The organism is Marinobacter sp. SS13-12 (assembly GCF_030227115.1).
Taxonomy (GTDB): domain Bacteria; phylum Pseudomonadota; class Gammaproteobacteria; order Pseudomonadales; family Oleiphilaceae; genus Marinobacter.
Genome location: NZ_JASSUA010000001.1, coordinates 2,276,852 through 2,290,357, shown reverse-complemented (window position 1 = coordinate 2,290,357; position 13,506 = coordinate 2,276,852). Strand labels below are relative to the sequence as shown.

15 protein-coding genes are annotated in these 13,506 nt (G+C 56.7%); 5 read left to right on the top strand and 10 right to left on the bottom strand.

The genetic code is table 11. The features are described from left to right. Window positions 1-2: 2 nt before the first annotated feature. Entirely contained in the window at window positions 3-584 is a 582-nt protein-coding gene (locus QPL94_RS10530; RefSeq protein WP_285357228.1) for a bacteriohemerythrin, read from the bottom strand. A 100-nt stretch (window positions 585-684) separates the two neighbouring features. Further along, window positions 685-1,458 carry an SDR family oxidoreductase gene (locus QPL94_RS10525; RefSeq protein WP_285357227.1) on the bottom strand — a complete coding sequence of 258 codons (774 nt, stop codon included), beginning with the start codon at window positions 1,456-1,458 and terminating at the stop codon, window positions 685-687. A gap of 151 nt (window positions 1,459-1,609) precedes the next feature. Between QPL94_RS10525 and dusA the strand changes: the two genes are divergently transcribed. From dusA to QPL94_RS10500, 5 genes are all read left to right on the top strand, one after another. Continuing rightward, window positions 1,610-2,644 (top strand): tRNA dihydrouridine(20/20a) synthase DusA, encoded by a 1,035-nt coding sequence (gene dusA / locus QPL94_RS10520; RefSeq protein ID WP_285357226.1) that lies wholly within the window; start codon window positions 1,610-1,612, stop codon window positions 2,642-2,644. Window positions 2,645-2,763: 119 nt separating this feature from the next. Continuing rightward, window positions 2,764-3,729, top strand: coding sequence for a transaldolase (gene tal, locus QPL94_RS10515; protein ID WP_285357225.1), 966 nt, complete (start codon window positions 2,764-2,766; stop codon window positions 3,727-3,729). Window positions 3,730-3,765: 36 nt separating this feature from the next. Beyond that, entirely contained in the window at window positions 3,766-4,212 is a 447-nt protein-coding gene (locus QPL94_RS10510) for a tellurite resistance TerB family protein (RefSeq protein ID WP_285357224.1), read from the top strand. Window positions 4,213-4,228: 16 nt separating this feature from the next. After that, complete coding sequence (locus QPL94_RS10505; RefSeq protein ID WP_137434913.1) at window positions 4,229-5,356, top strand: 3-deoxy-7-phosphoheptulonate synthase; 1,128 nt, start codon at window positions 4,229-4,231, stop codon at window positions 5,354-5,356. Beyond that, entirely contained in the window at window positions 5,353-6,153 is an 801-nt protein-coding gene (locus tag QPL94_RS10500; protein WP_285357223.1) for a glycerophosphodiester phosphodiesterase, read from the top strand. Before QPL94_RS10505 ends, QPL94_RS10500 begins: the two co-directional genes overlap by 4 nt. On the opposite strand, the gene sthA is transcribed toward QPL94_RS10500, so the two are convergent. From sthA to QPL94_RS10460, 8 genes are all read right to left on the bottom strand, one after another. Further along, entirely contained in the window at window positions 6,127-7,518 is a 1,392-nt protein-coding gene (sthA, locus tag QPL94_RS10495) for a Si-specific NAD(P)(+) transhydrogenase (protein WP_285357222.1), read from the bottom strand. The genes QPL94_RS10500 and sthA overlap by 27 nt on opposite strands. A gap of 123 nt (window positions 7,519-7,641) precedes the next feature. Continuing rightward, window positions 7,642-7,890 carry a (Na+)-NQR maturation NqrM gene (gene nqrM / locus QPL94_RS10490; protein ID WP_285357221.1) on the bottom strand — a complete coding sequence of 83 codons (249 nt, stop codon included), beginning with the start codon at window positions 7,888-7,890 and terminating at the stop codon, window positions 7,642-7,644. 14 nt (window positions 7,891-7,904) lie between these two features. Continuing rightward, window positions 7,905-8,954: an FAD:protein FMN transferase gene (locus QPL94_RS10485; protein ID WP_285357219.1), complete on the bottom strand. Its 1,050-nt coding sequence runs from the start codon at window positions 8,952-8,954 to the stop codon at window positions 7,905-7,907. 9 nt (window positions 8,955-8,963) lie between these two features. Continuing rightward, entirely contained in the window at window positions 8,964-10,190 is a 1,227-nt protein-coding gene (gene nqrF / locus QPL94_RS10480; RefSeq protein WP_285357218.1) for an NADH:ubiquinone reductase (Na(+)-transporting) subunit F, read from the bottom strand. 37 nt (window positions 10,191-10,227) lie between these two features. Then, window positions 10,228-10,836 carry an NADH:ubiquinone reductase (Na(+)-transporting) subunit E gene (gene nqrE, locus QPL94_RS10475; protein WP_137434919.1) on the bottom strand — a complete coding sequence of 203 codons (609 nt, stop codon included), beginning with the start codon at window positions 10,834-10,836 and terminating at the stop codon, window positions 10,228-10,230. Continuing rightward, window positions 10,836-11,501 (bottom strand): NADH:ubiquinone reductase (Na(+)-transporting) subunit D, encoded by a 666-nt coding sequence (locus QPL94_RS10470; RefSeq protein WP_137434920.1) that lies wholly within the window; start codon window positions 11,499-11,501, stop codon window positions 10,836-10,838. Before QPL94_RS10470 ends, nqrE begins: the two co-directional genes overlap by 1 nt. Window positions 11,502-11,503: 2 nt before the next feature. Further along, on the bottom strand, window positions 11,504-12,307 hold the full coding sequence (locus QPL94_RS10465; protein ID WP_285357217.1) for a Na(+)-translocating NADH-quinone reductase subunit C: 804 nt from the start codon (window positions 12,305-12,307) through the stop codon (window positions 11,504-11,506). Next, entirely contained in the window at window positions 12,300-13,505 is a 1,206-nt protein-coding gene (locus QPL94_RS10460; RefSeq protein ID WP_285357216.1) for an NADH:ubiquinone reductase (Na(+)-transporting) subunit B, read from the bottom strand. Before QPL94_RS10460 ends, QPL94_RS10465 begins: the two co-directional genes overlap by 8 nt. Window position 13,506 lies beyond the last annotated feature (1 nt).

The following is a 13,506-nucleotide window of genomic DNA, read 5'->3' as shown; positions in this document are numbered from 1 at the left end:
CCTTACTCTCTGGTGAGGTTTTCCCGCATCAACTGCGCGGTACTCGAAGAGAGCTTACTGTAGACTTCCAGCAACGCCGAAATCAACTCACCCCCACTGCCCCCCAACTGGTCATCAACCTGTTTTCTGGCTTCATCCAGGGAGGCTCCCTGCTCAACAGCCTTGACGGTCATGGCCATCCGGCGATCCGATTCCAGAATATGAAACGCCAGCCAGCGGGCGAGAAAATCAAACAGATCAGACATTATCTGGCCTTTGGACTGGCCGCTGCTGCGAAGCGTCTGAATCTGGGCAAAGAACATCTGGTGAGAGTCGTGGTGGTTGCGGGCAATGGTCGCGTCACCAAACGCCGAATTCCAGATGCGTTCTTCCGACGTAAAGTGATAATTGGCGTAGGACAGCAATTCATCGAGGATCTGATCAACCCGGGACTGGGGGACGTCAGACACAGAATGCCAGACCAGCCTGTTGACAATCTTCACGAGCATTTTGTGCTGCTCATCGATCTCCTCGATGCCAACCTCGAAATGCCGGCTCCACGGAAAGAATTCCAAAGACGCCAATGCATCGCCAGAACCGGACATGACTGACCTCCTGAAAATATAGCTGCCGTGCGTCCAACCAACCTAGCGGATTCAGGAAGTCAGTTCGTTGTCATAAGTCATTTTCAGGCACCAGAACTTGCTAACCGTTGCGCCACAGCTGCTTCATAACCGCCCGGGTAACAGCGATCGGCGCGGTCCGGGTAATGGGCCAGAGCGCCCGGAACTGCAACGAAATGGGACGGTGCAGCCGGGGCTTGCGGACCTGATCCCGAACCGCAGCAGCCACGGTTTCCGCGGTCAGGTTGATGCCCAGGTTGTCGAACAGCGCTGACCGCCCCTCATTGGACTGAACCATACCGGTATTCACGAACGGCGGCATCAGGTCTCCCACTTTTATATCATATTGCTCCCATTCAATATCCAGCGCTTCGGTCAGTGCACGCACCGCGTGCTTGCTGGCGGAATAGGAGGCGAAATCAGGGGTACCATAGGACGCCGACGCGGAGCTCATATTGATCACCTGCGCGCCAGGCGTTGCCTTGAGGTAGGGAAAAGCGGCATGAAGGACATTCATCAGGCCAATCACATTCACCTCCACCACACTGCGGTGGACGGCGGGGCTGATTCCGTCAAAGGCGCCAACTTTCAATATGCCGGCATTATTGTGCAGCACCTTCAACCTGCCGCCGGTGTGCCCGGCAAACTGCGCCAGCGCCTGCGTTACTGACGGGGAATCGGTAACGTCCGCGATATGAATACTGCACCTGTCGGCTCCGAGTTCATTGCGCAGGGCTTCCAGAGCCTCCGCGTCCCTGTCTGCCGCACCGACAAACCAGCCTTCCGCAGCAAAAAGCCGGGCCGTGGCGCGACCGATTCCGGCACCGGCGCCGGTAATAAATATGCATTCGTTCATAACGTTCTCTTTGTTTCGCCAAAGCCCTACGGCCAGGCGCGCCGATTTCCTGATAGAATAGCAGCCCTTTTCATTTGATCCGTTGACCTCAGCGACGAATGACAGACAGATTCAGATTGGGCAGTTAATGATCACGAGTAGCACCACAGATATGCCAGCACAGACAGTGCAAAATCAGGTAAACACCCGTTTCGGGCCGTCACGAAGGTTCTGCGTGGCCCCGATGATGGATTGGACGACGTCCCACTATCGCTACCTGGCCCGTCAGCTCAGCCGGCACGCCCTGCTGTACACCGAGATGGTCACCACTGGCGCGTTGATTCATGGCGATACGTCGCGTTTCCTGCGGCATGATGCGGCGGAATACCCGCTGGCACTGCAATTGGGCGGCAGCAATCCACAGGAGTTGGCTCACTGCGCAGCGCTGGCGGAGCAATACGGTTTTGATGAAGTAAACCTGAATGTGGGCTGCCCCAGCGACCGGGTGCAGAACAACATGATCGGCGCCTGCCTGATGGCTTGCCCGGACAAGGTTGCCGAGGGCGTGCGGGCGATGATCAACGCCACCGGTCTTCCGGTAACGGTAAAACACCGGATCGGAATTGACGGTCGGGAATCCTGGGAGGAACTGTGCGAATTCATTGAAAAGGTCTCCGAGGCAGGCTGTCGCACCTTTATCGTCCATGCCCGCATTGCCGTTCTGGAAGGGCTGAGCCCCAAGGAAAACCGGGACATACCGCCGCTCAAGTACGACTGGGTCTATCGGCTCAAGGCCCGCTATCCCCATCTCGAAATCATCATCAATGGCGGCATCAAGACCTTCGACGAGTGCCGCCAACACCTTGAGCATACCGACGGCGTCATGCTCGGCCGCGAGGCCTATCACAACCCCTGGCTGCTGGCTGGTGTGGACACCGAGTTTTTCGGGCAACCCGGACCGGCCCGTTCCCGGCACGATGCCTTGCGTGCGGTATTACCATTCATTCAGGATGAACTGGACCGGGGGGTTTACCTCAGCCATATGTCCCGGCACCTGATGGGCCTGTTCCATGGCCAGCCCGGCGGCCGCCAGTTCCGGCGCTACATCAGTGAGAACGCCCACAAGCCGGGTTCCGGCATTGAGGTTATCGAGCAGGCCATGGCCCGGGTTCCTGAGCCGGACGCCTCACTGGTCGTGCCGGCCTGATCGCCCTGATACCTTTTACTGTCTTGTTCCTGTCAGGGCAGCCCGTTATTGTAGGCGTATAACCTTCAGCGCCCGCGATACGGGCGATCAATAACAAACCTATCAGGACGACAGGACGAATGACCAGCAAGCTTGAACAACTCAAAGCCATGACCACCGTGGTAGCCGATACCGGGGACCTGGACGCCATTGCCCAGTGGAAACCGCAGGATGCTACCACCAACCCGTCGCTTCTGCTCAAGGCCGCGGCCTCCGATGCCTACCGCCCCATGCTGGACGAAGCCGTGGCCGCCGCCCGCAAACAGGGTGGTTCGGATGCCGAGCAGCTGACTTACGCCACCGATATGCTGGCCGTACTGGCGGGAAAGCAGATTCTGGGCCGTATACCGGGCGTGGTTTCAACGGAAGTGGATGCGCGGCTGTCCTTCGACACCGGCGCCACCCTCACCCGGGCCCGCCGCCTGGTGGAGCTTTATGACCATCTCGGCATGGACACCAGCCGGGTTCTGATCAAGATCGCCTCTACCTGGGAAGGGATTCGCGCTGCCGAGCAACTGGAAAAGGAAGGCATTCACTGTAACCTGACTCTACTATTCTCCTTTATCCAGGCCGCCGCCTGTGCCGATGCCGGCGCCTTCCTGATTTCGCCGTTTGTGGGCCGTATTCTGGACTGGCACCTGGCAGCAACCGGCCGCGACGCCTTCCCGGCTGAAGAAGATCCGGGCGTGCAGTCCGTAAGCCGTATCTACAACTACTACAAGGCCAACGACTACAAGACGGTAGTCATGGGCGCCAGCTTCCGCAACACCGGTGAGATCGAGATGCTGGCCGGTTGTGACCGCCTCACCATCAGCCCGGCACTGTTGCAGGAGCTGGATAACGACTCCGGTACCCTGCCGCGGCGGTTGTCGGCGGAAGGCGCGACGAGTGCTGACAAGCCCGGCAACATCGATGAACGCCTGTTCCGCTGGGAATCCAACGAAGACGCCATGGCCACCGAGAAACTGGCGGACGGCATCCGACGTTTCACCAATGACCAGATTGAACTTGAAAACCGCGTCCGCAGACTGTCCCAGGCCGCCTGACGCCAGCAGCAGTAACCGGGAGGAGTGCCGCAAACCATGATTGAGCGCCTGAAAAAACTGTTTGGCTCGCCTGAAGACGAACCGACGCAGCCAGACAATCACCAGCTTGCCGTTGCCGCCACCGCGCTGATGGTTCAGTTATCCAGGGTGGACAATGAACAGGATGACGAAGAACTGAAAACCATCGTTGACTGCGCGGTACGGGCCCACCAGGTCACCCGTGAGGAAGCGGAAGACATCCTGCAGGACGCCCTCAGCCATGCCGATGATGCCACTTCCCTGTACGAATTTACCGGCATGATCAATGAGCAGCTGAGCCAGGACGAGAAACAGGTCCTGCTCGAGAGTATCTGGCGGGTGGCTTTTGCCGATGGCCGTATCGACAAGTACGAAGAACACCTCATTCGCCGTATGGCAGACCTGCTGCACCTGAACCACAGGGAATTCATGCAGGCCCGCCACCGCGCCGAGAGCGCTGACTGAATCTTAAGGAGCAAGTATGTTAGCCATTCTCCACCCGGATACCGCACTGGACAGCGAAGCCTATCGCCAGACCATGGACTTTCTCGAAAACCTGCCGGGCGTATCAGTCAGGGTCCACCAGGTCCAGGGCGCGAAACAACGTCTCACTGAGGTTTACCTGTTGGGAGAAACCAAGTCTCTCAACAAGGAGGACATCGAGGCCCTTCCCGCGGTGGAGCGGGCCATTCGTATCTCTGATGACTACCGGATACTCGGCCGCCACAAGGACGATCGCCGCCAGAGTGGCTTCACCTACAATGGCGTCACTTTTGACCAGTCCAATCTGAATATCTTTGCCGGGCTTTGCGCCGTCGACGTGCCGGAGCATGTGGAGCAGATGATGCAGGCACTGGAGGAGAACGGCCAGGTCTGTACCCGCATGGGTGCCTACAAGCCACGGACCAACCCCTATTCCTTCCAGGGGCACGGCAAGGGGTGTCTGCCCTGGGTATTCGAGAAAGCCGGCAAGCATGGCATCAAGGTGATTGCCATGGAAATCACCCATGAGAGCCATATTGAAGAAATCGACCACTGTCTGGAACAGCTTGGCCGTCCGACAGGCGTCATGCTTCAGGTGGGCACACGCAATACCCAGAATTTCGAGCTGCTGAAGGCTATTGGCCGCCAGTCCACGTATCCGGTACTGCTGAAGCGCGGCTTTGGTATCACTCTGAACGAATCGCTGAATGCCGCCGAGTACCTGGCCAGCGAAGGCAACGCCAACGTGATCTTCTGTCTGCGCGGCATGAAAACGGAAGCCGGCCAGCCCCACCGCAACATGGTGGACTTCGCCCACGTGCCCGCAGTCAAACGCCTTACCCGGATGCCGGTGTGTGTGGACCCATCCCACTCGGTAGGCAGCCGTGAGCGCGCGCCAGACGGAGTACTGGACGTCATGCACGCCACCGCCCAGGGCGTGATTGCCGGCGCCAACATGGTGCTGGTGGACTTTCACCCCAAGCCGGAAAAAGCGCTGGTGGATGGCCCACAGGCCCTGTTGATGGAAGAATTGCCAGCCTACCTGGAAGACATCCAGCTGTGTCATGACACCTGGAAGAAACGCCAGCAAATTTACAACCGCCTGAAGGAATCCGCTACAGAATGATCGTTTATGGGCACAGGGGGGCAAAGGGAGAAGCCCCGGAAAACACCCTCGCCGGATTCACCCATGCCTACCGCCACGGTGTCCGGCACTTTGAGCTTGATCTGGTACTGTCCAAAGATGGTAAACCGGTGATCGTTCATGACCTTACGGTCGATCGCACCACCGGCCAGGAAGGCAGTGTCAGCAGCTTCACTGCCGAGGAACTCGCGGGAATGGATGCCAGGCGAAGCGGAACGCCCTGGCCACGGACCGTCGGCATTCCCTCGTTGGAAACGCTGCTCAACGAATACCCCGATTTTGAGCATCTGCAACTGGAAGTAAAAAAAGACAGCCGCCAGCGCCTGAACATTCTCTGCAACCGCATGATCGAAGTCATTCAGCGTCGCGACCTGTACAATCGCGTTGCCATCACCTCTTCTGATCACTGGTTCCTTCAGCAGGCGCGCCGCAGGGACACGAAGGTGCGCATCGGTCTGGTTACTGACCGCAAATTCCCGAAACCCGTCAATGCGGCAGCCCGGTTGCACTGCGACTTTTTGTGCATCGGCTGGCGTATGTGCACGGAAGCCATTGTGAACGATGCCCACCGAAGAGGTATGCACGTGTCCACCTGGACCGTCAACCGCATCCACGACATGCTCCAGCTCGAGGCAAAAGGTGTCGACAGCATTATCACCGATTACCCGACCAGTACACGCATGTACTTCGATAACCGGTCAAGAGCAGCCCTGCACCTGCCCGCGGGGCAAAACAGGGCCGACAGCACCCAGTCAGAAAATCCGGTTCAGACCGTTTAGTGCGGCTACGCGGTAAGCCTCAGCCATGGTCGGGTAGTTGAAGGTGGTATTGATGAAGTAGTTCAGGGAATTGGCCTCCCCTTCCTGGTTCATGATGGCCTGGCCGATGTGAACAATTTCTGCGGCCTGGTCACCAAAGCAGTGAATACCCAGAAGCTGTCGCGATTCCCGGTGAAACAGAAGCTTGAGCATTCCAACCGGGTCGCCGGTAATCTGGGCCCGCGCCAGATCCTTGAAGAACGCCTGTCCCACTTCATAAGGCACCTTGGCTTGCGTCAACTCACGCTCGGTTTTGCCCACAGAACTGATTTCTGGGAGGGTATAGATGCCGGTGGGAACATCGGTTACCAGGCGGAAGTAGTCGTCCTTGACGATGTCGGAGGACGCCGAGCGGCCCTGGTCGTAGGCGGCGCTGGCAAGGCTGGGCCAGCCAATCACGTCACCGGCCGCGTAAATATTCTCAACGTCCGTCCGGTAATGGTCGTCCACGGCCAGCTGACCGCGGCCATTGGGCGTCAGGCCAATATTCTCCAGCCCCAGTTTTTCGGTATTCCCGCTGCGACCGTTACACCAGAGGAAAGCATCGGCACGGATTTTCTTGCCGGATTTCAGTGACAGCACAACCCCGTGGTCGTCGCCATCAACCGACTCGTACTCCTCATTGTGTCTGACCAGTACGCCGTTGTTGCGCAGGTGATAGCTCAGGGCGTCGGATATTTCATCGTCCAGGAAAGTGAGCAGGCGGCTACCCGGGTTGATCAGATCCACCTTCACACCAAGCCCGGCAAAAATCGAAGCGTACTCCGAGCCGATCACACCGGCACCATAAATGATCAATGTACGGGGGGTGTGGGACAGGTTGAGAATCGTGTCGGAGTTGTAAACCCGGTGATGACGGAAATCCACATCGGGCGGAAGATACGGACGCGACCCCGTGGCAATAATAGCCTGCTTGAAGTGAAGAATTTCGTGGGATTTGTTACCACGAATTTCCAACCGGTTGGCATCGAGAAAGCTCGCCCGGCCGTTGATCAGGTCCACCCGGTTGCGGGCATAGAACTGGGTTCTCAACTTGACCTGTTTGCCGATCACCTTCTGGGCATTCTGCAGAACGCGCGGGAACGAGAACCAACGTGGTTCACCGATGTCACGGAACATCTGATTGGTGTTGAACGTGATGATCTGCTTGACCGAGTGGCGCAGCGCTTTGGAAGGGATTGTGCCCCAGTGGGTGCAGTTACCGCCAACCGTGGGTTTGTCCTCAATGATCGCGACACGTTTACCATGCTTCGTCGCATTCATCGCCGCGCCTTCCCCCGAGGGGCCCGCGCCGATAACGACGACGTCGTAATGATGCTCTGCCATTCTGCAGTGACTCCTTAGCTACGTCGTGAGGGAGCCTCTGAAAAGACCCTGCACGTGCGCAAAGGCCAGGCAGGCGCTTTTCAGAGGCTCCCGGGATTTTTATAGTGTTCTGATAGCGTCGAATCAGTGGGTCTTGTTATTGGAGGCGTCGTAGGTTAATGCCTCCGCTGAATTGCCCTCGCTGGCAAGACGCTCATTCTCTTCTTCGCATTTCTGGGTATTACCACCGCAGATATCGCAGGATTTGCTGATACCCATGGCACCAATACCCCCACATGTACCGCTGATAGGCTTGCGACCGAAGATAACGCCGACCGACATACCGGCAACCAGCAGTACAACAATTGTCAGAACCAGCAGAAAAGTACCCATAGGAGGTCTCTCCGTTAATGTGCCAGGAACGAGGAAAAAGCCGGGGTGTAATCCGTTTCAAACCCGTCTTCGCCACGAACAATAAAGTAAGCAGCAATGTTTTCACGTGTTGCGAGGTCTTTTGCCTGTTCAAACCCCATCACATTGAAAGCCGTCGCCAGCGCGTCTGCAGTCATGCAATCGTCTGCTATAACCGTGACCGACGCCAGGTTGTGACGGATCGGTTTGCCACTCTTGGGGTCTATTGTATGTGAAAACCGCTCCCCTTCCGATTCGTAATAGTTACGATAGTCTCCCGAGGTTGCCATTGCCTGACTGTCCAGGGCAACTACCCGGTTGATTTCCCGCCGTTGTGAAACCGGCTCTTCAATGGCCAGACGCCAGGCTTCACCGTCCGGTTTACGCCCGGAAACGCGCACTTCACCACCGATTTCCACCAGAAAGGCGGAAATTCCCTCTGACTCGAGGAAGCGTGAAACCGCATCCACCCCATAACCCTTTGCTATCGCAGAAAGATCCACGTACTGATTGGGGCTGGCCCTGAGTGCGGGCGGCTCTTCCTGTAGCTCAAGCTTGTCATAGCCGATGCTTTCAAGTCTGGAGGAAAGCTCGTCATCGCCGGGCACCTGCTCTGGCCGGGCATCAGGCCCGAACCCCCACAGATTGACCACCGGGCCCACGGTCACATCGAAGGCACCACCCGTCAGTTCCGACACTTCCCTGGCTGTTGCCAGGACCTCATGAAGCGGCCTGGATATCCCGGCCCACTGACTCTGATCGTCCAGGCTGTTAAATCGGGACAGTTCCGAATCGTCCCGCCAGGTGGACATGGAGGCATCAACATCTTCAAGCACCTCCTCGATACCACCTGCCAGATTCTCAAGCCGATCTGCGTCTTCCTTCAATACCACGTTAATATGATACTGGGTGCCAAAAACAGGCCCGGATATCTCCCAGACTTTTTCCTCTTCCTCAAACGAACAACCCGCCAGCGCGGCAAAGGCCAGCACCAGAATGGCGCTGGCCAGAACCACCCTGACGGGTCGTAGCATGCTGAGTGTCATGTGAGCTGATTAACCCCCGAAGTCATCCAGCATGATGTTCTCATCTTCCACCCCAAGATCCTTCAGCATCTTGATACAGGAGGCGTTCATGATTGGGGGCCCACACATATAGTACTCACAGTCCTCAGGGGCCGGATGGTCCTTCAGATAGTTTTCGTAGAGCACATTGTGAATGAACCCGGTCGGGCCTTTCCAATTATCTTCAGGCAGAGCATCAGACAATGCCACATGCCATTCGAAGTTTTCGTTCTCCTCCGCCAGCATGTCGAAATCTTCGACATAGAACATCTCCCGGACACTTCGCGCGCCGTACCAGAAGCTGATCTTGCGCTTGGAATTCAGGCGTTTCAGCTGGTCGAAAATATGGGAGCGCATCGGTGCCATGCCGGCACCACCGCCGATAAATACCATCTCGGCATCGGTCTTCTTGGCGAAGAACTCACCGAATGGTCCCATCACGGTGATCTTGTCACCCGGCTTCAGGGCGAACACATACGTGGACATGATGCCAGGTGGATGATCTGTGCCCGGAGGTGGCGTGGCAATACGGATGTTGAACTTTAGAACCCCCTTCTCGTCCGGGTAGTTCGCCATGGAATAGGCGCGAATGGTCTCTTCCTTGTTGACTGCCTTGTAGCGCCAGATGTTGTGCTTGTCCCAGTCTTCGTGGAACTCTTCCTCAATGTCGAAATCCTTGAAATCGATCTCGTAAGGAGGGCACTCCAACTGGACGTAACCGCCAGCCCGGAAATCCACTTCTTCGCCTTCCGGAAGCTTCAGTACCAGTTCCTTGATGAAGGTTGCAACGTTGTGGTTGGAAATAACTTCGCATTCCCACTTCTTGACGCCAAAGAATTCCTCCGGCACCTCAACCTTCATATCCTGTTTTACAGGCACCTGGCACGACAGACGCCAGCCTTCCTTCTCTTCACGATTGGTGAAGTGGGTTTTCTCCGTAGGCAGCATGGCACCGCCGCCTTCCAGAACCTTGCACTTGCACTGGGCACAGGTACCACCGCCGCCACAGGCTGACGACAGGAAGATGCCGTTGTTGGCCAGAGTACCGAGAAGCTTGCTGCCGGCTTCCGTTTTCAGTGTGTGCTCGGGATCATCGTTGATTTCGATGGTCACATCACCGGTGCTTACCAGCCTGGACCGTGCCGCGAGGATGACCGCGACAAGGGCCAGTACGATAACAGTGAACATGACCACGCCGAGAATGATTTCTGTATTCATGGTCTCGCCTTTTCGTTAAACCGAATCACCGGATTGGTTACAGTGAAATGCCTGAGAATGACATAAAGCCCAGGGACATCAGACCAACCGTAATGAAGGTGATACCCAGGCCACGCAGGCCCTCGGGAACGTCGCTGTACTTGAGCTTTTCACGGATACCGGCCAGGGCCAGTATCGCCAGCGCCCAGCCAACACCTGCACCAAACCCGTACACCACGCTTTCGCTAAAGGTATAGTCGCGCTCTACCATGAACAGTGAGGCACCAAGGATGGCGCAGTTCACTGTGATCAACGGCAGGAACACACCGAGCGCTGCATACAGCGCCGGAATGTACTTGTCCAGAATCATCTCCATGATCTGGATAAGCGCGGCGATAACACCGATATACGTCAGCAGGCCCAAAAAGCTCAGGTCAACGTTCGGCAAGCCTGCCCAGTCCAGCGCACCCTCCCTCAGGATGGTGTTGTAGAGCAGGTTGTTCACCGGAACCGTGATCGTCAGCACCACGACAACCGCGATACCAAGCCCGGCAGCGGCTTCGATCTTCTTGGAGATCGCAATGAACGTACACATCCCCAGGAAAAACGCCAGCGCCATGTTTTCAACAAAAATGGCCTTCAGTATCAGACTGATATAGTGTTCCATCAGAAGGCCTCCTTAACGGTGTGGCGGGACATCTTGAAGTCGGGCTCTTCCACCTGCTCCGGCTTCCAGGTCCGCAGACCCCAGATGGTAAGACCAATAATAAAGAACGCACTTGGCGGCAGCAGTAGCAGACCATTGGGAATGTACCAGCCACCTTCGTTCACAACCGGCATCAGGGACACGCCGAATAGCGAGCCCGCACCCAGAAGTTCACGGAAGAACGCGACAAAGATAAGCAATACCGAGTAGCCGAGGCCATTACCAATGCCGTCAAGGAAGCTCAACCAGGGACCGTTCTTCATGGCGAAGCCTTCAGCCCGGCCCATAACGATACAGTTGGTGATGATCAGACCAACGAACACTGACAACTGCTTGCTGATTTCGTAGGCATAGGCCTTGAGCACCTGATCCACCACGATAACCAGGGAAGCAATAATGGTCATCTGGACGATGATCCGGATGCTGCCGGGAATCTGCATGCGAACCAGCGACACAGCCAGGTTTGAAAAAGCCGTTACCGCGATAACCGCCGCACACATGACCAGAGTCACGTTCATGCTGGTGGTCACCGCCAGCGCTGAACAGATACCCAGTATCTGCAGCGCAATAGGGTTGTTACTGAAAATCGGTTCGAAGAGAACCTGTTTGGCTGAAGCGTCTGCCATGATCAGACCTCCCCTTCACGAAGTTTTTTCAGGTACGGTGCGAAGCCCCGGTCACCCATCCAGTAGTTGACCAGCTGTTCAACACCACGGCTCGTCAGGGTCGCACCGGACAGCGCATCCACCTTGTGCTCCTTGTCGGATGCTCCGGAGCTCACGCCACCCTTGACCAGTCGAATCTGCGGCTCTTCCAGCTCATCGCCATACACTTCTTTGCCAACCCACTGACTCTTCCAGCGAGGGTTATCGACTTCGCCGCCAAGCCCGGGAGTTTCTGCGTGGTCATAGAAGCCCAGCCCTTCAATGGTGTTGGCATCGCCCTCCAGCGACACAAATCCATACAGAGTGGACCACAGTCCATAGCCATGAATCGGAAGCACCACTCTGACAAGTTCGCCGTCCTCACTCAGGGTATAGATCTTGGCCACATCCGGACGACGCTTGATACCGGCTTTGTCTTCCGACGCCGGGATATCGGTGGACATGGACGGATCAGAGGCCGCTTTGTACATGTCGTACTTCATCGGGTCCTCAACACCGACCGCGTCAGGTTCCACGTAGTTTCCGGAATCGAGGTCCACCAGCCGCACGTCGAAGCGTGAGAAGATTTCTTCAATCTCGTCAGCCGACATTCCTTCTTCAAGCATACCAGCCGCAGCCAGAATGTTGGATCGAATGTCGAGATTCTGGTTTTTGACCTGCGCCGGACGGAGCATTACCGCGGCGGTCGAAACCACAACAGAGAAGGCAATACTCAACACCAGCGCAACCATCAGCGTTCTGGAGACAGTTTCTTTAGCTTTAGCCACGTGCGAGCCTCCGTTTGATGTTGGCCTGAACCACGTAGTGGTCCATCAGCGGTGCAAAGAGGTTGGCAAACAGGATTGCCAGCATGATGCCTTCCGGGAAAGCGGGGTTGATCACGCGGATCAGCACGGTCATAACGCCTACCAGGATACCGAAGCACCAGCGCCCGGTATTGGTCATGGCAGCAGACACGGGGTCCGTGGCCATGAACATCATGCCAAAGGCGAAACCGCCCATGACCAGGTGCCAGTGCGCAGGCACGTTGAACATGGCATTGGTCTCGGAGCCGATAACGTTCAGCAGCACCGACATGCCAATCATGCCGATCATTACACCCCCGACAATGCGATAGGAGGCGATCTTCATCACCAGCAGAATGATACCGCCGATCAGTACTGCGAGCGTCGAGGTCTCACCCATTGAGCCCTGGATAGAGCCCATGAACGCCGACATCCAGCCAATCTGGGTTTCCAGTGCTTCCAGGCCACCGCTGGCTGCCCAGCTGAGTGCCGTTGCACCGCTGAATCCATCAACCGCTGTCCATACTGTGTCACCGGAAATCTGCGCCGGGTAGGCAAAGTACAGAAACGCACGGCCGGTCAGGGCCGGATTCAGGAAGTTCTTGCCGGTTCCGCCAAACACTTCCTTGCCGATAACCACACCAAAGGTGATACCCAGGGCCACCTGCCACAAGGGAATGGTGGGCGGGCAGATCAGCGCGAACAATACGGAGGTCACGAAGAACCCTTCGTTGACTTCATGACGGCGAACCGTGGCAAACAGCACTTCCCAGAAACCACCGACCACGAAGGTAACGAAGTAGATGGGCACGAAGTAGGCCATGCCGTAAACGAAGTTGTCCCAGATACTGGCGGCGTTGTTACCCGCCAGGGCACTGATAAAAGCAGTACGCAGGCCGCCGTCACCCATCAGGGCGTCGGGGTTTTCAGCCAGGAAGCTGTTGGCCTGGAAGCCGATGTTCCACATACCGAAGAACATCGCCGGGAAGGTACACAGCCACACCGTGATCATGATGCGCTTCAGGTCGACCCCATCGCGCACATGAGAGGTAGTGGACGTCACCGAGCCGGGAGTATAGAAAATGGTATCGACGGCCTCGTACAGCGCATACCAGCGCTCGTACTTGCCACCTTTTTCAAAGTGGTGTTCTATGCCATCGAGAAACTGTCGGATTGCCATC